The organism is Malikia sp., assembly GCF_028687635.1.
In the GTDB taxonomy this organism is placed as follows: Bacteria; Pseudomonadota; Gammaproteobacteria; order Burkholderiales; family Burkholderiaceae_C; genus Malikia.
In genome coordinates this window covers 61,887-87,266 of record NZ_JAQTZS010000012.1, presented here as the reverse complement: position 1 = coordinate 87,266, position 25,380 = coordinate 61,887, and the positions used below count along the sequence as shown (strand labels likewise).

Sequence of the window (25,380 nt, the reverse complement as noted above, 5' to 3'; positions counted from 1 at the left end):
CGAAGGCCAGCAGCGCCATCGGCATCGACGTGGGAATCACCCGCTTTGCCACGATAAGCGACGGCAGCCATCTGGCGCCGCTCAACAGTTTCAAGAAGCACGAGGCGCGCTTGCGCCGCCACCAGCGGGCCATGAGCCGCAAGGTGAAATTCAGCCAGAACTGGAAGAAAGCCAAGGCCCGAGTCCAGCGTCTCCATGCCCGCATCGGCAACGTCCGCCGCGACTACCTGCACCAAGCCACGAGCGCCATCAGCCAGAACCACGCGATGGTCTGCATCGAGGATTTGCAGGTGCGCAACATGTCCAGGTCGGCAGCCGGCAGCGCCGAGCAGCCGGGCAAACAGGTTCGGGCCAAGTCGGGACTGAACAAGGCCATCCTTGACCAGGGCTGGGCCGAGTTCCGCCGCCAGCTCGACTACAAGCTGGCCTGGAATGGGGGTCTGCTGATCGCCGTGCCACCGCAGAACACGAGCCGGACCTGTCCCGTCTGCGGTCATGTGTCGGCGGACAACCGGCGCACGCAAGCGAGATTCGCGTGCGTGCAATGCGGTTACGAGGAAAACGCCGATGTGGTCGGCGCGATCAACATACTGGCGCGGGGACACCGCGTTGCAGCCTGTGGAGAGGCAGTCAGTCAAGCCAGGCCCGCAAGGGCCAGGCGTGCCGCCTCGGAGAAACAGGAACCCACCGAAGCGACGGAGTCAGGCGCCATGCCCCTCCGCGCCGTAGGAATCCCCTGCCTTTAGACAGGGGAGGATGTCAACCTGACTGGTTGAGCCGACTCAACCCGCATCCGGCACCGCATGGGGAATGGTTCCGGCGTCTGACGGCCGGCGAGCTGGGTTGCTTCCTGAGTCACCTGCGTTGCTGGCAGCTGCTCGTCGAACGCGACTTGGACTGTGCACTGATCCTCGAAGACGATTTCGCCCCGGAACCCATCCTGTCGGCCAGCACCCTGGCGTTGTGGGGAGAAACCCGGAACATTGGGATCTCGTCAAACTCAGCCGGCTGGGCAAGAATGCCAAGCCCTGCCTGCGGCTGAACGATCGGCGGTCGCAGCGACTACCGGCGCTATCCCCTGGGCCGCAAGCTCAAGGTCTACATGAGCAAGTGGCGCTACCACCTGCGTTTCTTGCTGGCCAAGCAATTGGGGATAGGGCGCCGTCGCCTGCTCTGATCCGCAGTTCTCAAGCGATCAGGATGGCCTCGACGCAGCCTCGAAGGTCGGCGTAGGCCGCATCGGCTCCCGCCAGACCCGTGGTCGATTCAGCGTTGTCCGACTGCACGATATAGGCCTTGCCGACGCCAGCGGCGCGCGCGGCCTGGATGTCGGACGGCTTGTCGCCGACCAGGATCGAGTTGGCCAGCGACAGGTTCAGCTCCTTCGCGGCGCGCAGGATCATGCCGGGCGCGGGCTTGCGGCAGTCGCAGTCGATGGCCAGTTCCGCCATCTCGCCCTTGGAGTGGTGCGGGCAGTGGTAGACCGCATCGACCGCCGCGCCAGCGTCTAGCAGTGCCTGCTTCATGGCGGCGGTCAGGGCCTGGTATTGCGCCTCGGTGTAGTAGCCGCGCGCGATGCCGGACTGGTTGGTCACCACCACCAGGGCGTAGCCAGCTTTTTTCAGTCGGCGCAGGGCGTCGATCGCACCTGGCACGAACTCGAAATCCTCCCAGCGGCTGACATAGGCCCGGTCCAGGTTGATCACGCCGTCGCGGTCGAGGAAGGCCGCCTTGCGCGGTGCCGCAGCGCTGTCGCCGGCGCGGATGCGCTTGACCAGCGAGGTGGTCGAGTAGCCGTCGACGAAGGGGATCGCCAGCGCGTCGCCGCCCCAGCTGCGCACGACGCGGGTTTCCTCCAGCTGTTCCATGTCGTAGTCGCCGCCCTTGACGTAGAGGTCGGGCCGGATTTCCTGGATCAGCTCGACCGGCGTGCGCTCGTCGAAGAAGGTCACCAGCGTCACCGACGCCAGCCCGGCCAGCACGGCGGCGCGGTCCTCGGCCCGGTTCAGCGGCCGGTCCGGTCCCTTGCCCAGCATCCTGGCCGATGCATCGGAATTGACCGCCACGATCAGCGAGCCGCCCAGCGCGGCGGCCTGGTGCAGGTAGCTGACATGGCCACGGTGCAGCACGTCGAACACGCCGTTGGTGAACACCAGCGGACGCGGCAAGGCCGCCAGGCGTGCCGGCAGCTCCTTGCGCGGGCAGACCTTGTCCATCAGATGGCTCATGCAAAAAGCTCCTCGTAGCTCACGGTCGCGGTGCCGAACTTGGCCACCACCAGGCCACCGGCGCGGTTGGCGTGCTCCATCGCTTGCTGCAGCGGCAGGCCGCAGCAGAGCATCAATGCCAGGGTCGCGATCACGGTGTCGCCGGCGCCGGTCACATCGGCCACCTCGCGCACCTGGGCCTTGACATGGGATACCCGGTCGGCCTCGAACAGCGACATGCCTTCCTCGGACCGCGTCAGCAGCAGCGCCCGCAGGCCCAGGCGCTCGCGCAGGCTCTGCGCCTTGCGTTCCAGTTCGGCCTCGTCCTGCCAGCTGCCCACCACCTGCATCAGCTCGGCGCGGTTGGGCGTGATCACGCTGGCACCGGCGTAGCGCGCGTAGTCGCTGCCCTTGGGGTCGACCAGCACCGGCTTGCCGGCGGCACGCGCCAGTTCGATCATGCGCGGAATATGCGCCAGGCCCCCCTTGCCATAGTCCGAGAACAGCACCACGTCATGCCGGGGCAGTTCGCGCGCGAAATCGGTCAGCATCTGGGACAGCACCTCGTGGTCGGGCTCCTGCTCGAAGTCCACGCGCAGCAGCTGCTGGGCGCGCCCGATCAGGCGCAGCTTGACGATGGTCTGCAGGCTCGGATCCTGGCCCAGCACGGTGGCGATGCCTTGCTGGTGCAGCAGCGCCTGCAGGCGCTGCGCGGGTTCATCCTGGCCCACCATGCTCAGCAGCGTCACCTGGCCGCCCAGGGTCTTGACGTTGAGCGCCACGTTGGCGGCGCCACCCATGCGTTCTTCCTCGCGCTGCACATGCAGCACGGGAACCGGGGCTTCGGGCGAGATGCGCTCGACGGTGCCGAACCAGTAGCGGTCCAGCATCACGTCGCCAACGACCAGGACGCGGCGAGCCGCCACGAGGGGCCGGCCGGGTGGTGAATACAGTGTCATAAGGGAAAACCGTTCAAAGCGTGGCCTGCGGGGCGCAGACCGAGGTCAGACCAGGCCGAGCTGCTGCTCGATCAGCCCGCACAGGGTGTGTCCGATCAGGATATGCGCCTCCTGGATGCGCGCCGTGGCCGGGCTCGGCACGACGATGGGCACATCGCACAGCTCGCGCAAGGCGCCGCCGTCGCGACCCAGCAGACCGATCACCGACATGCCCAGGGCCTTGGCCTCCTCGACGGCGCGGATCACGTTGCGCGAGTTGCCCGAGGTCGAAATGCCCACCAGCACATCGCCGGCGCGACCCAGGCCCAGCACCTGGCGCGCGAACACCTCGTCGAACGAGTAGTCGTTGGCGATGCAGGTCAGCGCCGAGGTGTCGGTGGACAGCGCGAGCGCCGCCAGCGGCTTGCGGTCCTTGATGAAGCGACCAGTCAGTTCGGCCGCCAGATGCTGGCTGTCGGCCGCCGAGCCACCATTGCCGCAGAACAGCAGCTTGCCGCCCGAATGCAGGGCTTGCGTGGCGAGCGCGGCAGCTTGATTGACCGCAGTATCAAGAGCTTGCAAGGACTGGAGCAGGGCGACCTGCTCGGCCAGATTGTGCAAAAAAAGGGAATTCATGACGGGGTGCCAGACATGCAATCTTCCTATTGTCAGGGTAAATCACAGCCGACTTCCGTCTTGTGCCCCGTATCCGACTCATGGCTTGCAGGTGGCGTCAGGCAAAATGTTGACCTCTTTCTCCTCCTGCTTATCCATGCTCCCCACCAACGACAAGCGTCCGCGTACCGTGGTCCTGCTGCAGTACACCGGCATTGGCGACCTGATCTGGCACATCCAGTACTTCAAGGCGATTGCCGAGCAGAGCCAGGGTGGCCAGGTCACGGTCGTGGCGCAGCCCTCCACGCTGACGCGTGCCTTCATCGGCAAGGAGCCCTGGGTCGAGGCCGTGATCGACCACGACCACCGCCCACGTCGCGGTGAAAAGCGCAAGGGGCGTCACGCCGGTCTGTTGGGCATGTGGCGCATGGCCCGGCAACTCAAGCAGGGGCGTTTCGATCGCATCGTGCTGCTCTCGGGCCGTATCAGCCGAGGTCTGATTGCCGCCATGAGCGGCATCCCGATCCGCATCGGCTTCGGCTACAAGCCGCTGCAACGCCTGTGCCTCAGCCAAGGCCCGTACATCCCAGCCTATCAGGGGTCTTCACTGGCCGTCTACCCCGAGGCCAGCGCCTTCATGGTCGCTCATGGATTTTGCCAGCAGCCCATCGTGCCGAGCCTGGAGCCACCAGCCGATCTGCTGCTGCAGATGCAGCAGCGACTGGCGCATCTGCCCAGACCGCTCCATGCCTTTGCCATTGGCACCAGCGAAACCCACAAGCAGTGGGGCGTCAAGCGGTATGCCGAACTGGCACAGCGCCTGATCGAACGCGGCGCCGGTGTCGTGCTGGTTGGCGGCCCAGCCGAAGTGCAGCTGGCCAAGGACATCGAGGCCTTGGTCCCGCAGGCTGCGCGCCATGCCTTTGCCATCATCACCGATGCGCCTGTGCTGGGCAGTGCCGCGGCGCTCAGGGTGGCGGATGTCTGCGTCGGCAACGACACCGGCATGATCAACGTGGCCGCTGCAGTCGGTCGTCCCAGCTATGTCCTGATCGGCGCTCGCGGCACGCTCGACCAGGATCCCGCGCGCATGTACAACGTCCGGGCCGCCAGCTTGTCCGATATTTCGGTCGATCAGGTGCTGAACCTGATCATGCCGCCAACATCGGTCGCCGTAGCATGAAGCAGATGGAACTGAAGGACACCGGCAAGCGCCTGGTGGTCTATGCCAAGCGGCAGTGGCGAATGCTCGGGGCATCGCTGGTGTTTTTCCTGCTTAGTTCGGCGGTCGAGCCAGTCATCCCGGCGCTGTTCAAGAAGCTGATCGATTCGGGTTTCCAGGAAGGGCTGAAGTTTCCGCTTTGGTCGGTACCGGTCATCATCATTGGGTTGTTCCTGGTGCGCGGGGTGTTCAACTTCTCGGGTACCTATGTCATGACATCGGCTACCTCGGCCATGGTGCTCGATTTGCGTCGCGACCTCATGCGCGCCCTGCTGCGCGCCGACGCCAAATTGTTCACCCAAGTCAGCCCGGGCCTGGCGGTGACCAAGGTCATCAGCGACCCGCAGTCCGCCTCGCAGGTGATCGGCAATTCGCTGATCACCTTTGTCAAGGACGCAACCACCTTGCTGTTCCTGGTCGGCTATCTGCTCTATCTCAACTGGCAGCTCACGCTGCTGTCCTTCATTTCGATGCCTCTGCTTGGCATAACGATCAAGCTGGTGCAAAAGCGGCTGGGCAAGGTCGGCGAGGCCCAGTACCGCTCGCAGCAGCGGCTGGTCAATACGGTGGACGACAATGCGCGGGCCTGGCGTGTCGTGCGCACTTTCGACGCGGCTGATTTCGAGCTCAAGCGCTTCGATGCCGAGGCGGCCCAGTTCCGCCGCATGACCTTGAAGCAGGTCGCCACCAGTTCGCTGGTGACGCCCGCCACCCAGGTGGTGGCGGCTATTGGTGTGTCCATCATCATCACGCTGGCGCTGTGGCAGGCCAGCCAGGGTTCGGCCACGGTGGGTGAGTTCGTGTCCTTCGTCACGGCCTTGCTGATGACGATCTCACCCATGCGCCACCTGACCGATGTCTACCAGCCGATCACTGGCGCATTGATTACTGCGCGTGGCGCTTTTTCCTTGATGGATGCGCCGCAGGAGCCCGACCATGGCACGCAGGACCTGCCTCATTGCCAAGGGCGTATCGACTTCAACCAGGTCAAGGTGCAATACGAGGAGGCAGCCACGCCTTCGCTCGATGGCCTGGACTTGCACATCGCGCCCGGACAGACCGTGGCCTTGGTCGGTTCATCGGGGGCCGGCAAGACCACGGTGGTCAATACCCTGCTGCGCTTTGCCCATGTCAACAGCGGCGAGGTGCTGCTCGATGGCCAGCCGATCGAATCGCTCAAGCTCGCCAGCCTGCGGCGGCACTTCGCCGTGGTGTCGCAGGACATCGTGCTGTTCGATGGCAGCATCGCGCAGAACGTGGCCTACGCCAGTCCGCTGGGCGTGGACCGGGCCAAGATCGAGCAATGCCTGCGCGCCGCCAACCTCTGGAACCATGTCAGCAAGTTGCCCGAAGGCATGGACGCTCTGGTCGGCACCAACGGCAGCATGCTGTCGGGTGGCCAGCGCCAACGGCTGGCCATTGCACGCGCGCTGTACCGCGATGCCGCGATCTGGATCTTCGACGAAGCCACCTCGGCGCTCGACTCCGAATCCGAAGCCGTGGTGCAGCGCTCGATCGAGGATCTGCGCCACGCCAAGACCCTGATCCTGATCGCGCACCGCCTGAGCACGATCCGCAACGCCGACCTCATCTGTGTCATGTCCGAGGGACGCATCATCGAGCAAGGCAGCCATGAAGCGCTGATGGCCAAGAACGGTGCTTATGCTGGCATGGTGCGGATTCAATCGGCAAATTTATCGATATAATTTCCAAAAGGATTAATTAAATGATAATAGTTACCGGGGCAGCGGGATTCATCGGCTCCAATATCGTCGCAGACCTCAACGCGCGTGGTCGCACCGACCTGCTGCTGGTCGACGACCTGGGCACACAGGGCAAGTGGAAGAACATCGCCAAGCGACGCTTCCTGGACCTGGTCGATTACCGTGATCTCGACGCCCTGCTGGCGCGCCTGCCGGCCCAGGCCGATGCGGTGTTCCACATGGGGGCCAATTCGTCCACCACCTCGACCGATGGCGACGAGATCCTGCGCGTCAACCTGCATGCCTCCATGTTCTGGTGGAACTGGTGCACCCGCACCGGCACGCCGCTGATCTACGCTTCGTCTGCCGCCACCTACGGCGACGGCAGCCAGGGCTTCAATGACGACCAGCGCCCCGACGCACTGGACCAGCTGGCGCCGCTCAACCTGTACGGCTGGTCCAAGCATCAGTTCGACAAATGGGCGGTGGAGCGTGCCGCCGAGGGTAACTGCCCGCCGCAATGGGCCGGCATGAAGTTCTTCAACGTCTACGGACCGAACGAATACCACAAGGGCGACATGCGCAGCCTGGTGGCCAAGAATACCGAACTGATCGCACATGGCGAAACCATCCGCCTGTTCAAGTCGCACAGGGAGGGCTACGCCGACGGCGCCCAGCTGCGCGATTTCGTCTATGTCAAGGACTGCACGGCCGTGATGCTGTGGCTGATGGACCATCCGCAGGTCAGCGGCCTGTTCAACCTCGGCACCGGCAAGGCGCGCTCTTTCGTCGACCTGATGAATGCCATCGGTGCTGCGCTGGACAAGCCGGTGAAGATCGAGTTCGTGGATATGCCGGAGAGCATTCGGCCTAATTACCAATACTTCACGGAGGCGCAGATGGCGAAGCTGCGAGCAGTTGGGTTCGATGTGTCCTTTCACTCGCTTGAGCGAGGGGTGACTGACTACGTGGATCAATATCTGACCCAAACTGATACGTACCGCTGATGCCCCCAGTACTTGACCTGCCTGACGTGACACTGTGCTGCGTGGACACGCGTACGGTACCTCTGGCTCGCTTCGCGATGGAGCGCTGCTTGACCGCCGCGCGCTTCGGTGACGCGATGTTCCTAGGGCCACAGGGCGAGCAAGCACAACATCTCATGCCGTCAGGTGTACGATGGATTGACACACCACCACTGCAAGGCATCAAGGACTACAACCGCATCGTTTTGCGAGAGCTAGTGCCGCATGTTCGCACCTCACATGTGCTGATCGTGCAGTGGGACGGGTTTATCACACACCCCGAACTGTGGCGGCCGGACTTTCTGTCGATGGACTACATCGGCCCGCCCTGGTACCACGGTGGCCACCCTGGCATGGTGGGCAACGGCGGCTTCTCGCTACGCTCAAGGCGCTTGCTCGACGCCCTCGCGTCTATGCAAGATCTTGACATTACCGAGCCCGAAGACATGTTGATCTGCGTGCAGCGGCGCGCCGAATTAGAGCAACTGCATGGTATCCGCTTCGCACCACTAGAGATGGCCAAGGACTTCGGCTGCGAATATGGTTACTACCATCCAAGTTTCGGTTTCCATGGGATGCACAACTTCACGCATATTTTTGATGAACCAACCTTGACGGCATGGTTGGCTTCCGCAAACGCTGAGATCATCAAACACAAGCATGCGCGAAATTTGGTGAAATCTCTCATGGTAAATCGGAGGGCTTCCGAGGCGATTCAGTTGCTGCAACTGAGATCCCATCACTTGGGCTGCTCATATGATCAATGCCAACTTCTGCTGCGTGCATATGCGCATCGTTTTCGTGTTTTCGGATTATAATTTGAGTAGACGAATTTTCCCTGGCTTCAAGCTATTCAAGGTTAGTGCAATCAAAAAATTGTATCAGCCTCAAGCTCGCAAAACTTCAATAGTTTAAATTAATTGGCGGATTCAAATACAAAGTTGAACGCCTGTCGTCCGATAGAATTATTTATTTCCAATTGATCTAATAAATGACCATTATTAAAACTATTTCCCGGTGGAACCGGGACAGGCTTGCACGCCGAAAACAAGCTCGTCTCAGTAAAATTTCTCCCAATTATGAGGGGTGGGTCAGGGACTTCGGCAGCCTCTCGACCGGGCAGGCCACAGCCTTGCGGAAGCATTGGCAGAACCGTGGGCCGATGATCTCTGTTGTTATTCCGACCTATAACCCGGACATTGGCCACCTGAGTGCTGCTATCGAATCGGTGCTGGGCCAGATTTATCAACGGGTCGAGGTTTGCATTGCAGACGATGCATCAACCGATCCCGAGGTTCGCTCCGCGATCGAGGCCTTCGCGCGGCGAGATCCGAGAGTTAAGTTCGTTTTTCGCGAACGCAACGGACATATCTCGGCCGCTTCGAACAGTGCCTTGAAACTGGCCTGCGGGGATTTCATCGCACTCTTGGATCAAGATGACTTGCTGGCTGACTTCGCGCTGGCGGCCGTGGCCAAGGCAATTGATATTCATCCCGAGGCCGGACTTATCTACTCTGACGAAGACAAAATCAACGATGATGGCCAGCGGTTTGATCCGCACTTCAAGCCGCAGTGGAACGCTATCCTTCTGCGATCGCAGAACTATATCTGTCACCTGGCGGTGATTCGCCGCAGCCTGATCGAGTCGATAGGTGGTTTCCGCCAGGGCTTCGAGGGTTCTCAGGACCATGACCTCGTGCTGCGCTGTAGCGAAAAACTGCACGACAATCAGATTGTCCACATTCCACTGGTGCTGTATCACTGGCGGGTGCATGAGGGCAGCACTGCCCGGAATCTGGGTAGTAAGCCTTATGCCCAGATCAACGGCTGCCAAGCGATCCAAGAGCATCTGGATCGTGTTGGCGTGCGAGCGACTGCCGAGTTAGACGGCTCTTTTTACCGGGTGCGCTACGGTCTTCCAGAATCGCTGCCTCGCGTGAGCATCATCCTGCTCACTCGTGATCGTCCGGGGCTGCTGCGTCAATGCGTGCAATCGGTGTTGAAAAAAACGCGGTATGATAACCTCGAGTTGATTATCGTCGATAACGGCACGGTGGATAGCGAAGCCTTGGAGCTTCTTGAAGGCTTCGCTATCGATCCGCGCATCACGCTGTTGCGCGACCCTTCTCCCTTCAACTTCTCGAGGCTGAACAATCGGGCGGTGTCTCATGCAACCGGCGACTATCTCTGCCTGATGAACAACGACGTCGAGGTATTAGATGCCGATTGGCTGACCGAAATGATTTCGGTCGGGGTACAGCCAGGTATCGGTGCCGTGGGCGCGCGCCTGTATTACCCCGACGGTACGATCCAGCATGCTGGCGTGATCGTCGGCATCGGCGGCGTGGCTGGTCATCCCTTCAAGGACCAGACACGAGACAATCCTCATTACATGGCACGTTCCAAGCTGATGCAAGAACTGACCGCCGTGACGGCTGCCTGTCTGCTGACGCCACGGCGTGTCTACGAGGAGTTGGGTGGTCTTGATGAAACCCACTTGGCGGTGGCTTTCAATGATGTCGATTTTTGTCTGCGCCTCCGTGAGGCAGGCCACCGGATCGTTTACAACCCGTATGTCGAACTCGTGCATCACGAATCGGTGTCGCGTGGCCGGGAAGATACCCCTGAAAAAAAGTCACGCTTCAGCGGTGAAGTCCGCTATATGCAGCAGCGATGGAAGAATTGGTTGTCATGTGACCGGGCCTATAACCCAAACCTGACCTTGGCCGAAGAGAATTATGCCGTTGCCACACGACCCCGTATTGAGCTCAACGCTTGGTTGAGCACGATGCATGATTCAGGCGTTCAATGAGCGGCTTCACATCTTTTAGGGAGTCAGCACCGCATTGACCGGCTTGAGATTCTCTTCCCGCAGTGCCCCCCCCGCCTGCCGCAACCTCAGCCCGCCCACCAGCAGGTCATAGCGCGCCTTGGCCAGCCTGGCCTTGGTATCAAAGAGCTGGCTTTGCGCGTTGAGCACGTCGAGGTTGACGCGCACGCCGACCTGGTAGCCGAGCTGGCTCGCCTCCAGCAAGCTCTGGCTGGAGGCCTCGGCGGCCTCGTAGGCTTTCACCTGTCCCTGGCCCGAGACCACGCCTAGGTAGGCCACGCGGGTCGCCTGGGCCACGCTGCGGCTCGCGTTCTCGAGGTCGGCGCGCGCCTTGTCTTCGAGTGCCAGCGTTTCCTTGACACGGTTCTGCAGCGCGAAGCCGGCGAACAGCGGCAGGCTGAAGTTCACCCCAATGCTCGCCCCGTTGACATGGCTGGTCGCCGCGCTCGAATTGCTGCCGCCGGCGTTGAGCGTGCGGTTGATGCCGGCGACGGCGTCCAGCGTGGGTTTCTGGCCGGCCTTGGCCTTGTCGACTTCGAGCTTGGCCAACTCGAGCGCGATCCTGGCCTGTCGCACGGCCGGGTTCTCGGCTTCGGCGCTGGCCACCCATTGCTCGATGCCTGGCTGGGCCGCTTCGGGCAGTGCGCTGCCGGCCTTCAGCGACCAGGGGGCCGTGCCGGTCCTGCCGCTCAGGTTGTCGAGCGCGAGCTGCTTGACGCGCAGGTCGTTCTCGGCGGCGATTTCCTGGGCGATGACCAGATCGAATCTGGCCTGTGCCTCGCGCGTGTCGGTGATGGTGGCGGTGCCGACCTCGAAGTTGCGCTTGGCCGACGCGAGCTGTTCGGCCACGGCGGTCTTCTGCGCCCGCACGAAGTTCAGGTTGTCCTGCGCGCCGAGCATGTCGAAATAGCCCTGCGCGACGCGAACGATCAGGTCCTGCTCGGCGGCCTTGAACTGTTCCTCGGCCAGCAGCAGTTGCTGCTCGCCCTGGCGGTAGCTGGCCAGGTTGGCCGGCCGGTAGAGCGGCTGCGCGACGTTGAGGCCAGCCGTCTGGCTGCCGTATTCCCTCGGGTTCGTCGCCGACTCGGGCGCGCTCGTGGTGTTGAGTTGTGCGCGCGAAGCCGTCGCCGTGAGGCTGGCGGTCGGCAGCAGGCCGGCGCGCGCCTGCGCGGCCTTGGCCAGGTTGGCCTCGTACTGCGCGCGGGCCGACTGGTAGCCGGCGTCGTGGCCACGCGCCGAATCGTAGAGTTCGACCAGGCTCTGCGCCTGCGCCGTCATGGCACAGGCCCCCACCAGCATGGCGATGCCAGCCAGTCGCGCCGCGCGCGCGACCACCGTTCGGGTACTGCTGGGCTGAGACAGGCCTTGCGGGCCGGTGAGCGTGCTGGCTGGAGCTTGGGGCATGGCGCTTGGGTGATGGGGGCTAGGGGAGCTCAGTACCGTGGCACCGACGGGTCGACTTCCTGCGACCAGGCATGGATGCCGCCGTGCAGGTTGACCACCTCGTCGTAGCCCTGGCTGTGCAGGAAATGGCAGACTTGGGCGCTGCGTCCGCCATGGTGGCAGAGGCAGGCGATCGGCCGCTCGCGCGGCAGTTCGTTGAGTCTTGCCGGAATGCTGGCCATCGGCATGGCGACCAGTTCGAAGCCGTCGGCCCGGATGCTGGCGGTCTGCAGTTCCCAGGGCTCGCGCACGTCGAGCACCAGGGGGCGGCAGTCCGAGTCCTCCGCCTGGCGGGCGGCGATCCAGTCCTTGAGCTGCGCGGGGCGTATGGCCTTGATCACGGCTGGCGCTCAGAACTTGAACTGGCTGGCAGCGGGGAAGTTCTGCAGGCGCGGCGCGCGGATGTCCCAGTTCTGTTCGCTGTGCTGACCGTCGGCGACGGCGCGCACCAGCGTGGCGCGCATGGCCGGTTCCTGGCCGACGATGGCGAACAGGCGCCCGCCCGGCTTGAGCAGGGTCAGCAAGTCCTCGGGCAGCTCGGCGACCGAGCCGCTCAGCAAGATGGCGTCGAAGGGCGCGCCGGCGCTGCAGGCCGCGAAGTTGTCGGCCGCCGCGTCAGCGGTGCGGACCTCGACGTTGTTCACGCCAGCGGCCTCCAGGTTGGCGCGCGCCCGCTGGGCCAGCGCCGGGTTGATCTCGATGCTGACGACGCGCGCGCATTGCTTGGCCATCAGGGCCGCCATGTAGCCCGAGCCGGTGCCGATTTCGAGCGCGTTGTCGCCCGGCTGCAGCGCGAGGTCCTGCAGCGCGCGCGCCTCGACCTTGGGCGCCAGCATGCACTGGCCCTGGCCCAGCGGGACCTCTAGGTCGGCCAGCGCGACCTCCTGGTAGGCCTCGGGCACGAAATCCTCGCGCTTGACCTCGCCCAGCAAGGCCAGCACCTTGGCGTCCAGCACGTTCCAGGGGCGGATCTGCTGCTCGATCATGTTGAAGCGGGCCTTGTCGAAGTCGAAGGCGATTTCAGTGCTCATGTATATACTCCGGTGGGTATGTTTGCCGATTCTGGTCCATTTTACTGAAGGTGGCCCTCAAGTCCCCGGACCCCCCGCGCTGGGTGTGGCCTTGGGGCCGAGCAGCTTGCGCTTGATCCAGGCGCCGAGGTCGTCCATGTAGCAGTAGATCACGGGCACCACGACCAGCGTCAGCAGCGAGGAGGTCAGCACGCCGCCGATCACGGCCTGGCCCATCGGGGCGCGCTGTTCCGAGCCCGCGCTGATCGCGAAGGCCAGCGGCACCATGCCGAACACCATCGCCAGCGTGGTCATCAGGATCGGGCGCAACCGCACCCGCGCGGCCAGCAGCAGGGCCTCCTCGCGGCCCATGGCCGGGTGGTCGGGCGTGCCCTCGCGGGCGCGGATCGCGAAGTCGATCAGCAGGATGGCGTTCTTGGTGACCAGGCCCATCAGCATCACGATGCCGATGATGGAGAACATCGACAGGCTGGAGCCGAACAGCAGCAGCGCCAGCACCACGCCGATCAGCGTCAGCGGCAGCGAGCTCATCAGCGCCAGCGGCTGCAGGAAGCTCTTGAACTGGCTGGCCAGGATCATGTAGATGAAGATGATGGCCAGCGCCAGCGCCGAGACCGCGTAGCCGAAGGACTCGGCCATGTTCTTGGTCGAGCCGCCGAAGCTGTAGCGGTAGCCGGGCGGCAGTTGCATCGCATCGAGTTCCTTGCGGATGTCGGTCGAGATCTCGCCGACCGAGCGCGCGTAGGCGTTGCCCGTGATGGCGACCTCGCGCGTGAGCGAGCGGCGGTTGATCTGGCTGGCGCCGGTCGATTCGCTCACGTCGGCGACCTGTTCCAGCTTGACCACGCGTGTCGAGCCGTCGGCGTTGCCGCCGACCACCAGCGGCAGCTGGCGCAGCTGTTCCGGCGTGCTGCGGCCTTCCAGCGGCAGCCGGACCTCGATGTCGTAGGTCTCGTCGTCGGGCGCGCGCCAGTTGCCCGCGGTCTGGCCCGCGACCAGGGTGCGCAGGCTGGCTGCCAGCTGCGCCGTGCTCACGCCGAGGTCGGAGGCGGCATCGCGCTTGAGCGTGATCGAGATCGTGGGCTTGTGCGCCTTGGCGCTGCTGTCGAGGTCGACCAGGCCGGGAATGGTGCGGATGCGGTCCATCGCCTGCTGGCCCAGCCGTTCGAGCTGGCGCAGGTCGGCGCCCTGGAGCGAGAACTCGATCTGCTTCTGGCCGCCGACCGGGTCCAGCAGGCCGGCCTGCGTGACCGTGATGCCGCCGACCGAGCGCAGCCGCTCGCGCAGCAGGGCCGACATCTCGTCGACATTGCGGCTGCGCTGGTCGCGCTCGACCAGGCGGATGTAGAGGCTGGCGTAGGTCTTGCCCTGCGCGCTGCCGCTGTTGATCGTGGTCAGCGTGTAACGCACCTCGGGGAACTCGCGCACGATCGCCTCGACCTCGCGCGCCTTGGCCTCGGTGGTTTCGAGCGAGCTGCCGACCGGGGTCTGGAAGGCGACGTTGGTTTCGGAGTAGTCGGCCTTCGGCACGAACTCGCTGCCCAGCATCGGCACCAGCAGCACGGCGGCGACCAGCGTGCTGGCCGCGATGGCCAGCGTGGTTTTCTTGCGCGCCAGCGACCAGCTCAGGATGGACTGGTAGGCCAGGGTCAGCCGCTCCTGCCCCTGGTCGATCGCCTGCGTGAGCCGGCCGATGGTCTTGTCGTAGAGCGTCCTCGGCTGGTGGGCGCGGCCATGGTGTTCGATCTCGGGGTCGTGCCAGATGCTCGACAGCATGGGGTCGAGCGTGAAGCTGACGAACATCGAGATCAGCACCGCCGCCACGATGGTGACGCCGAACTCGTGGAAGAACTTGCCGATGATGCCCTGCATGAAGCCGATCGGCAGGAACACCGCGACGATCGACAGCGTGGTGGCGAACACCGCCAGGCCGATCTCCTGCGTGCCGTCGAGCGCGGCCTGGTAGGGCGTCTTGCCCATCTGCACATGGCGCACGATGTTCTCGCGCACCACGATCGCGTCGTCGATCAGCAGGCCCACGCACAAGGAGAGCGCCATCAGCGTGATCATGTTGATCGTGAAGCCGAACAGGTCCATGAACAGGAAGGTGCCGATCAGGGCGATCGGCAGCGTCAGCCCGGTGATGACGGTCGAGCGCCAGGAGTTCAGGAACAGGAACACGATCAGCACCGTCAGCAGCGCGCCCTCGACCAGGGTGCGGCTGACGTTGTCGACCGCGACCCGGATCGGCCGGCCGGTGTCGCCGATCGGCTCCAGCCTGATGCCGGCCGGGACTTCCGTGCCGATCTCGGCCAGCACGCCCGTGAGGCCGTCGATCACGGCCAGGGTGTTCTCGTCCTGCGCCTTCTGTACCTGCAGCAGCAGCGTGCGCTGGCCGTTGTAGAGCGCCAGGCTCTCGACCTCCTGCGCGCCATCGACCACGCGCGCGACCTGGCCGAGCCGCACCGGCTGGCCGTTGTGGCGGGTCACGACCAGGCGTTCGAGTTGCTGCGGCCTGGTGGCGCGGGTCTCGATCTGCACCATGCGCTCGCGCTCGAGCGTGCGCAGCGCGCCGACCGGCAGGTCCTGGTTCTCCTGCTTGAGCGTGGCGACGATCTGCTCGGGCGTGACGCCGAAGGCCTCCAGCGCGGCCGGCTGCAGTTCCACCTTGACCGTGCGGCGGCTGGCGCCGGCCAGGGTGACGGCGCCGACGCCGCGCACGTTCTCGAGCCGCTTCTTGAACACCAGCTCGGCCCAGTGGGTGAGCTCGACCGCGTTCGGCGCCGGTCCTCGCGAGTCGTCGGGCAGGATGGCGACCGACCAGACCGGCCGGCTCGACGGGTCGAAGCGCTGCACCCTGGGCTCCTCGACCTCGTCGCGCAGGCTGGCGCGCAGCGCCGCGATTTTCTCGCGCACGTCCTCGGCCGCCTTGCGCCCGTCGATGTGGAGCTGAAACTCTATGATGACGACCGACTGGTTCTCGTAGCTGCGCGAGGTCAGCGCGTTGATGCCGGCGATGGTGTTGACGCCTTCCTCGATCTTGCGCGTGACCTCGGATTCGACGATCTCGGGCGCCGCGCCCGGGTAGCTGGTCGCGACCACGACCGTGGGAAAGTCGACCTTGGGAAACTGGTCGACCTGCAGCCGCTGGAGCGAGAAGGCGCCCAGTACCACGAAGGCCAGCATGAGCATGGTCGCGAAGACCGGGTTGCGCAGCGAGACACGGGTGAACCACATGAGACCGCCTCCCGCTCAGCGTGGTGCTGCCGCGGTCGGCGGCTTGGGCGCGGCCCGCGCGGGGGTGCCTTCGGCGATCGCGCCGGTGCTGGCGCGCAGCACGACCGTGCCGGGCGCCAGGCCCTCGATCGCGACCCTGTCCTCGTCAGCCACGCGGCCTTGAGCACCCGGCAGGACGCTCAGGTGCGCGATCTTGCCGTCGCGCAGCAGCTGCAGGTAGGGCCGGGGCTTGTCGTTGCGCAGCGCCGACAGCGGCACGGCGACCGCCTGCACGCTGCCCAGGCCGATGCGGCCCTGCACGAACAGGCCCTGGCGCAGTCCCTCCTGCGCGGGCAGGCTCAGGTAGGCCAGCACGCTGCGGCTGCCGGCCTGCACGCTCGGAGCGATGCGCGCGACGCGGGCACGCGCCGGCTGTGCCATGCCCTCGATCGACCAGTCGGCCTGCTGTCCGACGCGCAGTTCCAGTGCGTCGGCCGGGGGCAGGGCGGCCTCGATCTCCATCGCGCTGGCATCGACGATTTCCAGCACGCGCGCGTCGACCGGCACCCGCTCGCCGTCCTGTGCCAGCCGGGCCGCGACCTGGCCGGTGATCGGCGCGCGCAGCTCGGTGTCGGCCAGGGTCTTGCGCGCGATGTCGAGCGCGGCCTGGGCCGCCTTCAGGTTGGCGCGCGCCGCGTCGAGGCTGGCGGCCGAGTTCTGTGCCGCCGTCGGCGAGATGAAGCCTTGCCGCACCAGTGCCTGGTTGTTGTCTTGCTGGCGCTGCGCGATCGACAACTGGGCCTGGCTGGCCAGCGCCTGCTGCTCGGCCTGCTGCACCCGCGCCACGGATTCGGTCGCGTCCACGCGCGCCAGCAGCTGGCCGACGCGCACGTAGTCACCCTCGCGCACCGATAGGCCGCGCAGCTCGCCGGCGACGCGTGCCTTGACCGTGGCCGATCGCACCGCCTTGAGCGTGCCGGTGAACGGCAGGCTGCGTTGCAGCTCGACCGCCTCGGCCTGGAACAGATCGCGCTCGGACAGCGTGAGCTCGGCGATCGTCCGCGAGCTGGCGGCCACCAGGCGGGCGGCTTCCTGCTGCTGCTCGCGCTTGCCCAAGGCACGGGCCAGGCCGAGCGCGAGCGCGACGATGACCAGGGCCGGCAAGGCCCAGTGTTTCCAGGATTTCATCTTGATTTTTCTAATAGGGGCTGGCGCGCAGGCGGGTGCTCCAGCATCAAACAATTTGGAATATCAGTGATGATAACGGGCAAAATGATAAACGCCTGTTGTGTGTAATATATATTGCAGTCACTTGGCCCATCGACCCCGAACCGTGAAGGATTCCGCTCATGCCGTCGCTCGCCACCCTGGTCCTCGGTGGAGGTTGTTTTTGGTGCACCGAGGCCGTGTTCGTGCGCGTCAAGGGCGTGCTCGATGTCGAGTCCGGCTACTGCAACGGCCAGGCCGAGCGCCCGAGCTACGAGCAGGTCTGCAGCGGCGAGACCGGCTGCGTCGAGGTGGTCAAGCTTGATTTCGATCCAGAGGTGATCCCGCTGCAGCAGATCCTGGCGATCTTCTTTGCCATCCATGACCCGACCCAGCTCAATCGCCAGGGCCACGATGTCGGCAGCCAGTACCGCAGCGGTGTCTATTGCACCAGCCCCGAGCAGCAAGCACAGGTGCGCGCCTTCATCGCCGAACTCGAGCGCGAGCCAGCCTTCGGGCGCCCGATCGTGACCGAGGTCAAGCCGCTGGCGGATTACTGGCCGGCCGAGGCCTATCACCAGGACTTCTTCGAACGCAATCCCTACCAGGGCTATTGCCAGGCGGTCGCTGCACCCAAGGTGGCCAAGCTGCAGCGCGCCTTCGCCGACTGGGTGCGGACTGACGCATGAACTGGCTGCAACAACTCCCCGTTCCGGTCCAGACCGTGGGTCTGCTGATCGCGTCCAACTGCTTCATGACCTTTGCTTGGTACGGCCATCTGCGCAGCCAGGCGAATTCGGCCTGGTATGTCGCCGCCTTCGTGAGCTGGGGCATCGCGTTGTTCGAGTATCTGCTGCAGGTGCCGGCCAACCGCATCGGCCACACTGAGTTCAGCGTCGCCCAGCTCAAGATCCTCCAGGAGGTGATCACGCTCGGTGTCTTCGCGCCCTTCGCGGTCGTCTACCTGGACCAGCCGCTCAAGTGGGACTACCTCTGGGCCGGGCTGTGCATGGTCGGCGCGGTCTATTTCATGTTTCGCTCGGGCTGAGCGGCTATAATCGGCGGCTTTGCAACGTTTCGCTGGCCGGGTGGTCAGTCGGTGTCTCAGGCGTTGCGGAAAATTGCGACAGGGCGATGGCGCCCCGTCACCAGCACCCGAAGGACAAACCATGGTCGTTATCCGACTCTCCCGCGGCGGCTCCAAAGCCCGTCCGTTCTACAACATCGTCGTCGCTCACAAGCAAAACCGTCGTGACGGCCGCTTCATCGAGCGTATCGGCTTCTACAACCCGCTGGCCCGTGGTGGCGAAGAGCCGCTGCGCATCGCCCAGGACCGCCTGACCTACTGGCAAGGCGTGGGCGCCCAGGCTTCCGACGTCGTCGAGCGCCTGGTCAAGCAAGCCGCCAAGGCGGCTGCCGCCACCACCGCTGCCGCCTGATCATGGCTCGGCTGCCCGGCCTCGAACCAGCCGTTCTGCCGCCTGACGCGGTGGAGCTCGGCCGGGTGCAGGAAGCCTGGGGCATCAAGGGTTGGCTGCGACTGCATTCGCACAGCGCCGACCCCGAGGTGCTGCTGGCTGCCAAGCGCTGGTTCCTGCTTCCTCCCGAAGCCCGCTTCGCGCGCGGCTTCGACGCATTTTCCGGTGTCGTGACCGTCGTCGTCGACGAGGTCAAGACCCATGCCGACGGCCTGGTGGCGCGGATCGAGTCGATCGCCGACCGCAACGCCGCCGAGGCGCTCAAGGGCGCGCGCATCCATGTCTCGCGCGCCGACTTCCCCGCCGCCAAGAGCGACGACGAATATTACTGGGTCGACCTGCTCGGCCTCGACGTCGTCAACCGCGAGGGCGTGCACCTCGGCGTCGTGCGCGACCTGCTGTCGACCGGCCCGAACTCGGTGCTCTGCCTCGAATACACCGAGGACGACAAGACGCTCGAGCGCATGATCCCCTTTGTCTCGGTCTACGTCGACCAGGTCGACCTGCCGGGCAAGCGCATCACGGTCGACTGGCAACCCGACTACTGAAGCGCTGCAGGCGCTCCCGCCTACCATGCGTTTCGACGTCATCACCCTGTTTCCGGAGCTGTTCGCTCCCTTCCTGAGTCACGGTATCAACCGGCGCGCCTTCGAGAGCCGCCAGGTCGACGTGCGCCTGTGGCAGCTGCGCGACTTCGCCGAGGGCAATTACCGCCGCGTCGACGACCGTCCCTTCGGTGGCGGTCCCGGCATGGTGATGCAGCCCGATCCGCTGTACCGCTGCTGGCAGGCCATCCGTGCCGACCGGGTCGCCGAGCGCGCCGAAACCGATCTCGCGCCGACCGTGCTGTTCTCGCCGCTGGGCGAGCGGCTGGCGCATCCGGTGGTCGAGCGCTTCTGTGGCGAGCAGGGCGCGATCCTGATCTGCGGCCGCTACGAGGGCCTGGACCAGCGCTTCATCGACGCCTGTGTCGACATCCAGCTCAGCCTGGGCGATTTCGTGCTTTCGGGCGGCGAGATCCCGGCCATGGCCTTGCTCGACTCGGTCGCGCGGCTGCAGCCCGGGGTGTTGAACGATGCCGGCAGCCACCAGCAAGACAGCTTCAACCCCGCGCTCGACGGCCTGCTCGACTGCCCGCATTACACCCGGCCCGAGGTCTGGCAGGGTCCGGACGGCGAGCGGCCGGTGCCGCCGGTGCTGCTGTCGGGCCATCATGGCCAGATCGAGGCCTGGCGCCGCCAGCAAAGCCTGCGCCAGACCGCCCAGTGGCGTTCCGACGTGCTCGCTTCCGTCCGTGCTCGCGGCGCCCTGAGCAAGGCCGACGAACAGTGGCTGCGCGCCAATCCGGTCGACAAGAACAGCCGATAGGCTATAATCCAAGGCTTTTCAGTCCTCTGGCGGCCGCCTTGACCTGTTGTTGGTGTCGAGGCCCCTAGCGCAGCCGTACATGAACGAAAACCGAGGCAAATCATGAACCTGATCCAGATCCTCGAGCAAGAAGAAATTGCTCGTCTGAACAAAGAAATCCCCCCTTTCGCTCCCGGCGACACCGTGATCGTCAGCGTCAACGTGATCGAAGGCACCCGCAAGCGCGTGCAGGCCTACGAAGGCGTCGTGATCGCTCGCCGCAACCGTGGCCTGAACTCCGGCTTCATCGTGCGCAAGATCTCGAACGGCGAAGGCGTCGAGCGTACCTTCCCGCTCTACAGCCCGCTGATCGCCAAGATCGAAGTCAAGCGCCGCGGTGACGTCCGTCGCGCCAAGCTGTACTACCTGCGCCAGCGCAGCGGCAAGTCGGCACGGATCAAGGAAAAGCTGGGCGCTTGATCGACGGCTGCTCTGCAGACGAGATCATTCGTGGAAAAAGCGCCGCCAGGCGCTTTTTTCTTTTTCGGGTCCCATCTTGCCACTCGCATCCGCATGAGTCAGCGTCTCGCATCCTCCCCCAAGTCGAGCTCAAGGGTCTTTTTCTTGCGCTGGCTGGCGTTGGCCGTCTGGTCCTTGCTGCTCGCTCCCGTCGCCTGGGCGCAGCCCGCGCCGCCGGTCCTGAGCGTGGGCATCGTGCCGCAGCAGGCGGCCAGCGAACTCGCGCGCGTGTGGATTCCACTGCTGCAGGAGGTCGGGCGACGCGCTCGCGTGCAGCTGGCGTTTCGCACCGCGTCGGACATCTCCGCCTTCGAGGACCGCGTCATGAAGGGCGAGTTCGATCTCGCCTACATGAATCCCTACCACTACACGGTCTTCAGCAAGACGCCCGGCTACCAGGCCTTTCTGAAGGAAAAGGACCGCAAGCTGGTGGGCATCATCGTGGTGCCCAAGGACAGTCCGCTCCAGAACCTGGAGCAGCTCCAGGGCAAGCGGGTGGCCTTCCCGGCGCCGGCGGCCTTTGCCGCCAGCATCCTGCCCCGGGCCGAATTCAGCCGTCAGCAGGTCGCGATCAAGGCCCGTTTCGTGAGTTCCCACGAAAGTGTCTACAAGGGCGTGGCCAACGGCCTGTTCGAGGCCGGCGGCGGCATCCAGCGCACCTTCGAAGCCATGGAGCCGCAGGTCTCGTCCCAGTTGCGCGTGCTCTCCCGTACCCCGGCCTACACCCCTCACGCGCTGGCGCTGCACCCGCGCGTGAGCGCCGAGCTGCTCGATCGCCTGCGCCAGGCTTTCATCTCACTGGATGGTGACGAGGCCGGGCGGGCCCTGCTCGCGCCCCTGAGCTTCAAGGGCCTGGTGGCGGCGACCGACAGCGAATGGGATGCCATCCGCGCCCTCAGGCTGAGGCAGCCGGTCGGCTCCATTGCCGCCAGGAAGTGAAGTTCCGCACCAAGACCATCGTCGGCATCGCCCTGATCGAGGCGGTGCTGCTGGCCATCCTGATGTGGAACGGCATGAGCCAGTTGCAGAGTTCCAACGAGGACAATGTCGAGCGCCGCATGGCCAGCATCAGTCGCCTGTTGGTGGCCAGCCTGCGCGACGCCATGGTCGCATCGGACCTGGCCACCGTGGAGGCGGTGGTCAATGATGTCATGGCAACGGGCGACATCAGTTACATGCGCGTGCTGGGTCCCGGCGACCTCCTGATGGCCCAGATGGGCAAGCTGCCGCTCCAGCCGGTGCGGCACGAGGCGCGGCTGGACTTGAGCGGCGATGGCCTCTATGACCATGTCTTGCCGGTGGAGGTGGCGGGCCAGAATTTTGGCAGCATACAGTTCGGCATGGATCTGGGGCGGCTGCAAGACCTGCTCGGCCAGGCCAGGCGCTGGTATCTCGCGCTGTCGGCCCTGGAAATGGCGCTGGTGGCGGTGTTCTCCTTCGTCCTCGGCGGGGTGTTGACACGGCAGCTGCTCAAGCTGCGCGATGCCAGCCAGGCCCTGGCCGACGGCGACTTTTCGGTCCGCGTGCCGGTGCGCGGCGAGGACGAGCTGGCCGAGACCGCCCGGGCCTTCAACCGCATGGCCGACATGCTCAGCGACCACACCCGGATCCTGGAGGAAACGGTGCGCCAGCGCACCCTGGATCTGCGGGACGCGCTGCGCGAGCGCGAGGCAGCCAACGAACACCTGCAGCGGCTCAACCTCGCGCTCGAGGCTGAAAAGGTCAGGGCCCAGCAGGCCAGTGTCGCCAAGAGCCAATTTCTCGCCGTCATGAGCCACGAGATCCGCACGCCCATCAATGGCGTGCTGGGCAGTCTGCAACTGGCCCTGCGCCGCCCGCTCGACGAGGCGCTGCGCCAGCATCTGGAGACGGCCGCCAGCTCCGGCCAGTTGCTGCGCCAGATCATCGATGACATCCTCGATCACTCCAAGATCGAGGCCGGCAAGCTCGACATCCTGCGGGAACCGGTGCATTTGCCCGCTTTGCTGCGCGATCTGGTGGCCATGATGACGCCGGCGGCCGAGGCGAAGTCGCTCGCGCTGCGGGTGCAGGCGGCAGCCGGGTTGCCCGACTGGCTGCTGGGCGATGGCCTGCGCCTGCGCCAGGTGCTGCTCAACCTGCTGAGCAACTCCGTGAAGTTCAGCCAGCATGGCGAGGTGGTCTTGCGGGTGCGGCGCCTGCCGGCTTCCCAGGTGCCCCCTTGCGGCGAGCGTCTGGAACTGGCGGTGAGCGACAGTGGCATCGGCATGTCGGCGCAGCAGATCGGGCAGCTGTTCCAGCCTTTCCAGCAGGCCGAAAGCACCACCACCCGGCGCTTCGGCGGTACCGGCCTGGGGCTCTCGATCACCAAGCGCCTGGTCGAGTTCATGGGCGGCGAGATCCGGGTCGAGAGCGCGCCAGGCCAGGGCAGCTGCTTCACGCTGCAGCTGCCGCTGGACCTTCCCGATCCGGACGCGACAGCCGAGCGGGACCGGGCGACAACAGAAGAGGGGGACCGGGCCGCGCAGCCCCGGACTGGCCAGCGGCTGCGGGGTCTGCGCATCCTGGTGGTGGATGACACCTCGGTCAACCTCATCATCATGCGGGGAATCCTGGGTCAGCAAGGCGCTCAGGTTCAGGTGGCGCTGGATGGACAACAGGCGCTGGCGGCGTTGCAGCAGCAGCCGCAGGGCTTCGATCTGGTGTTCATGGACATGCGCATGCCGCACATGGATGGCCTGCAGGCCACGCGTGCCATCCGCGACGATGGGCGCTGGCAAGAGCTGCCCATCGTGGCCATCACCGCCAATGCCACCCGCGAGGACCGTCAAGCCTGCCTGGCGGCCGGCATGAACGACTTCATCGGCAAGCCCTTCGAGCTCGATCAGGTGGTCGAGGTGGCGCTGCGGTTTTGCCGTGGCGTTGCAACCTGTTCCCAGAACCAGCTGCCCGAGGATTCGCGGCCGGTCAGCACGTAGTCCAGCGTGTGCGCATTCTGCAGCGTCAGGTCCAGGCGGGCTCTTGAGCGGCGGCGTCCGACCAGCAGCAGCTCATCGCCTTGTCGCAGGCGGGTGTCTGGCGGCGGCAGCAGCTGGCTCGGCTGGCCCTGGCGGTCGAGCTGCAGCACCTCGCACAGCAGGGCCTCGCTGCGGTCGGCGTGGTCCTTGAGCAGATCGCCCAGGCAGACGCCATCGTCGAGGTTGAGCTTGTGGTGCAGCGCTGGCGCCTCCTGCGCGGCAATCCGCACGCTCCAGACCTCGGGGGCCTCCCAGCCCAGCCGGGCCGTCAGCCGCTGCAGCAGCGGCTCGCACCAGTCAGCCGACTGCGCCGCCCGCAGGAAGGGGGCCAGCATCGGGGTGGTCAGGATCGCGAGGCATTCATGCGCGATCACCTCGCTCGGCACCATGGTCAGGTCGGCATCGAAGCGCTCGAACAGCGGCTGGTTGTCCATGCTGTTCTGGCGCACGATGGTGAACAGGCCGGGATTGAGTTCGCGCGCGGTGAAGGTGGCCGACAGGTTGTTGACGTCGCTGGAGGTCGCCGCCACGATGCCGGCGGCTTGCGTGACGCCGGCCTGCAGCAGCGCCTCGGCGCTGGTGCCATCGCCCTGGACCCAGCGCACGCCGGCGCTGGACGCGCTAGGCGGCTGCAGGTCGATCACCGTGACGGGCATGCCCTCGCTCGCGATGGTGGCCGCCAGCCCCTGACTGAAGCGGCCGTAGCCGAGCAGGATCCAGTGGCCGTGCGGCGGGCTGCGGTGGCGTTCCACCGTGGTGCCGGGCAGGCCGGTCAGCCACAGCAGCAGCTGGTAGGCCGCCGGGGCATGCATGGCCAGTCCCAGGTAGTCGCCGAACTTGCGGTAGGGATCGATGACATGGTGGGTGCCGAAGGAGGCCATGTCGGCCGCCGCCGCCTGGCCGCTGGCGCGCGCCAGCACCGGCAGATCCGGGGCCAGCAGTCGGGTCGCCAGCGCGATGGTGCGGTTGGCGTCGTCGTCGTCGGTCAGCGACACGATGCCGCGGCAATGCCAGTGCTGCAGCCCGGCGAGCTTGAGCAGGCTCGGGTTGGCCGCATCCGCGACCAGCGCCGGCATGTCCGCGATATGGTTTTGCAGTTCGAGTTCCGCCAGATGCTCGCCATTGACCTCCATCACGACGACGCGGTAGCCCAGCTGGTCGAGCGCATGGCAGATCAGGTGGCCGGTCTCGCCGTAGCCGCAGACGATGTAAAAGGGCTCGCGCAGCCTGCGCACGCTGCGCGCGAAGCGGCTGGTGCGGATCGCGCGCTGCAGGTTGGCGTCCGCGGACATCTGCAGCAGCTTGCCGATGAAGACCGCCCAGCCTATCACCGACAGATAGATGCAGACCAGGGTCCAGAGCCGCTGCTGCTCCGAGAAGGCGTTCGGGATCTCGCCAAAGCCGATGGTCGTGGCCGTGTAGCTTACGAAGTAGAAGGCATGGAAGAAGCTCATGTGCGTGACGGCACCGTTGGCGTCGGGCGGACCCGGCACCAGCGTGAGCCCCAGCACCGAGATCGCGTAGATCAGCACCAGCGCGATCAAGGTACCGCGCACGCGCCGCAGCACCAGGAAGATGGTGCTGATTTCCTGGCCGGCTTTCAT

At 65.3% G+C, this 25,380-nt stretch carries 23 protein-coding genes and 2 pseudogenes; 15 read left to right on the top strand and 10 right to left on the bottom strand.

Annotated elements, in window-relative coordinates; translation table 11 throughout:
• Together PHR85_RS09365 and PHR85_RS15225 are read left to right on the top strand one after the other, a co-directional pair.
• On the top strand, positions 1–746 hold a 746-nt coding region (locus PHR85_RS09365; RefSeq protein WP_300053440.1), incomplete at its 5' end, for a transposase.
• 26 nt (positions 747–772) lie between these two features.
• A complete protein-coding gene (locus tag PHR85_RS15225) occupies positions 773–1,042 on the top strand; it encodes a glycosyltransferase family 25 protein (RefSeq protein WP_367278723.1) in 270 nt (89 codons plus the stop codon).
• A 145-nt stretch (positions 1,043–1,187) separates the two neighbouring features.
• Here PHR85_RS15225 and gmhB read toward each other — a convergent pair.
• From gmhB to gmhA, 4 genes and pseudogenes are all read right to left on the bottom strand, one after another.
• A pseudogene (gene gmhB, locus PHR85_RS09360) lies at positions 1,188–1,724 on the bottom strand (D-glycero-beta-D-manno-heptose 1,7-bisphosphate 7-phosphatase); the annotation flags it as partial.
• A 33-nt stretch (positions 1,725–1,757) separates the two neighbouring features.
• A pseudogene (gene rfaE2, locus PHR85_RS09355) lies at positions 1,758–2,228 on the bottom strand (D-glycero-beta-D-manno-heptose 1-phosphate adenylyltransferase); the annotation flags it as partial.
• Entirely contained in the window at positions 2,225–3,166 is a 942-nt protein-coding gene (gene rfaE1 / locus PHR85_RS09350) for a D-glycero-beta-D-manno-heptose-7-phosphate kinase (RefSeq protein ID WP_300053437.1), read from the bottom strand. The gene rfaE1 and the pseudogene rfaE2, both read right to left, overlap by 4 nt.
• Before the next feature lie 45 nt (positions 3,167–3,211).
• A complete protein-coding gene (gene gmhA, locus PHR85_RS09345) occupies positions 3,212–3,781 on the bottom strand; it encodes a D-sedoheptulose 7-phosphate isomerase (protein ID WP_300053435.1) in 570 nt (189 codons plus the stop codon).
• Between the two features lie 136 nt (positions 3,782–3,917).
• On the opposite strand from gmhA, the gene PHR85_RS09340 reads away from it, so the two are divergent.
• The 5 genes from PHR85_RS09340 (at position 3,918) to PHR85_RS09320 (ending at position 10,522) form a co-directional block, all read left to right on the top strand.
• Positions 3,918–4,943, top strand: a complete 1,026-nt coding sequence (locus tag PHR85_RS09340; protein ID WP_300053432.1) for a glycosyltransferase family 9 protein — start codon at positions 3,918–3,920, stop codon at positions 4,941–4,943.
• A gap of 5 nt (positions 4,944–4,948) precedes the next feature.
• Positions 4,949–6,688, top strand: coding sequence for a lipid A export permease/ATP-binding protein MsbA (gene msbA, locus PHR85_RS09335; protein WP_300053429.1), 1,740 nt, complete (start codon positions 4,949–4,951; stop codon positions 6,686–6,688).
• 20 nt (positions 6,689–6,708) lie between these two features.
• Positions 6,709–7,692: an ADP-glyceromanno-heptose 6-epimerase gene (gene rfaD, locus PHR85_RS09330; protein ID WP_300053426.1), complete on the top strand. Its 984-nt coding sequence runs from the start codon at positions 6,709–6,711 to the stop codon at positions 7,690–7,692.
• Between the two features lie 89 nt (positions 7,693–7,781).
• Complete coding sequence (locus tag PHR85_RS09325; RefSeq protein ID WP_300053423.1) at positions 7,782–8,528, top strand: DUF5672 family protein; 747 nt, start codon at positions 7,782–7,784, stop codon at positions 8,526–8,528.
• A gap of 173 nt (positions 8,529–8,701) precedes the next feature.
• Positions 8,702–10,522 (top strand): glycosyltransferase family 2 protein, encoded by a 1,821-nt coding sequence (locus PHR85_RS09320; protein WP_300053420.1) that lies wholly within the window; start codon positions 8,702–8,704, stop codon positions 10,520–10,522.
• 15 nt (positions 10,523–10,537) lie between these two features.
• Here the strand turns inward: PHR85_RS09320 and PHR85_RS09315 are convergent, their stop codons facing one another.
• From PHR85_RS09315 to PHR85_RS09295, 5 genes are all read right to left on the bottom strand, one after another.
• Positions 10,538–11,839: a TolC family outer membrane protein gene (locus tag PHR85_RS09315; RefSeq protein WP_300053442.1), complete on the bottom strand. Its 1,302-nt coding sequence runs from the start codon at positions 11,837–11,839 to the stop codon at positions 10,538–10,540.
• 134 nt (positions 11,840–11,973) lie between these two features.
• Positions 11,974–12,324, bottom strand: a complete 351-nt coding sequence (locus PHR85_RS09310; RefSeq protein WP_300053418.1) for a rhodanese-like domain-containing protein — start codon at positions 12,322–12,324, stop codon at positions 11,974–11,976.
• A gap of 9 nt (positions 12,325–12,333) precedes the next feature.
• The gene (locus tag PHR85_RS09305; protein WP_300053415.1) at positions 12,334–13,014 is read right to left on the bottom strand and encodes a protein-L-isoaspartate O-methyltransferase; all 681 of its coding nucleotides are present in this window, start codon (positions 13,012–13,014) and stop codon (positions 12,334–12,336) included.
• Positions 13,015–13,071: 57 nt separating this feature from the next.
• Complete coding sequence (locus PHR85_RS09300) at positions 13,072–16,251, bottom strand: efflux RND transporter permease subunit (RefSeq protein WP_300053410.1); 3,180 nt, start codon at positions 16,249–16,251, stop codon at positions 13,072–13,074.
• Between the two features lie 15 nt (positions 16,252–16,266).
• Complete coding sequence (locus tag PHR85_RS09295) at positions 16,267–17,418, bottom strand: efflux RND transporter periplasmic adaptor subunit (protein WP_300053407.1); 1,152 nt, start codon at positions 17,416–17,418, stop codon at positions 16,267–16,269.
• Between the two features lie 161 nt (positions 17,419–17,579).
• Between PHR85_RS09295 and msrA the strand changes: the two genes are divergently transcribed.
• The 8 genes from msrA to PHR85_RS09255 all read left to right on the top strand — a co-directional run bounded on the left by msrA (position 17,580) and on the right by PHR85_RS09255 (position 23,737).
• Positions 17,580–18,125 carry a peptide-methionine (S)-S-oxide reductase MsrA gene (gene msrA, locus PHR85_RS09290; protein WP_300053404.1) on the top strand — a complete coding sequence of 182 codons (546 nt, stop codon included), beginning with the start codon at positions 17,580–17,582 and terminating at the stop codon, positions 18,123–18,125.
• Positions 18,122–18,484: a DMT family protein gene (locus tag PHR85_RS09285; RefSeq protein ID WP_300053401.1), complete on the top strand. Its 363-nt coding sequence runs from the start codon at positions 18,122–18,124 to the stop codon at positions 18,482–18,484. The genes msrA and PHR85_RS09285 overlap by 4 nt, the downstream gene beginning before the upstream one ends.
• 121 nt (positions 18,485–18,605) lie before the next feature.
• Complete coding sequence (gene rpsP / locus PHR85_RS09280; protein ID WP_105729184.1) at positions 18,606–18,875, top strand: 30S ribosomal protein S16; 270 nt, start codon at positions 18,606–18,608, stop codon at positions 18,873–18,875.
• Positions 18,876–18,877: 2 nt separating this feature from the next.
• Positions 18,878–19,462, top strand: a complete 585-nt coding sequence (gene rimM, locus PHR85_RS09275; protein WP_300053398.1) for a ribosome maturation factor RimM — start codon at positions 18,878–18,880, stop codon at positions 19,460–19,462.
• A 25-nt stretch (positions 19,463–19,487) separates the two neighbouring features.
• Entirely contained in the window at positions 19,488–20,282 is a 795-nt protein-coding gene (gene trmD / locus PHR85_RS09270; protein ID WP_300053395.1) for a tRNA (guanosine(37)-N1)-methyltransferase TrmD, read from the top strand.
• A 102-nt stretch (positions 20,283–20,384) separates the two neighbouring features.
• Positions 20,385–20,741, top strand: coding sequence for a 50S ribosomal protein L19 (gene rplS / locus PHR85_RS09265; RefSeq protein WP_300053392.1), 357 nt, complete (start codon positions 20,385–20,387; stop codon positions 20,739–20,741).
• Between the two features lie 93 nt (positions 20,742–20,834).
• Positions 20,835–21,719 (top strand): phosphate/phosphite/phosphonate ABC transporter substrate-binding protein, encoded by an 885-nt coding sequence (locus PHR85_RS09260; RefSeq protein ID WP_300053389.1) that lies wholly within the window; start codon positions 20,835–20,837, stop codon positions 21,717–21,719.
• Positions 21,716–23,737, top strand: coding sequence for an ATP-binding protein (locus PHR85_RS09255; protein ID WP_300053386.1), 2,022 nt, complete (start codon positions 21,716–21,718; stop codon positions 23,735–23,737). Before PHR85_RS09260 ends, PHR85_RS09255 begins: the two co-directional genes overlap by 4 nt.
• Here the strand turns inward: PHR85_RS09255 and PHR85_RS09250 are convergent.
• Positions 23,644–25,380, bottom strand: coding sequence for a TrkA family potassium uptake protein (locus tag PHR85_RS09250; protein WP_300053384.1), 1,737 nt, complete (start codon positions 25,378–25,380; stop codon positions 23,644–23,646). The two genes, PHR85_RS09255 and PHR85_RS09250, sit on opposite strands and share 94 nt — an antisense overlap.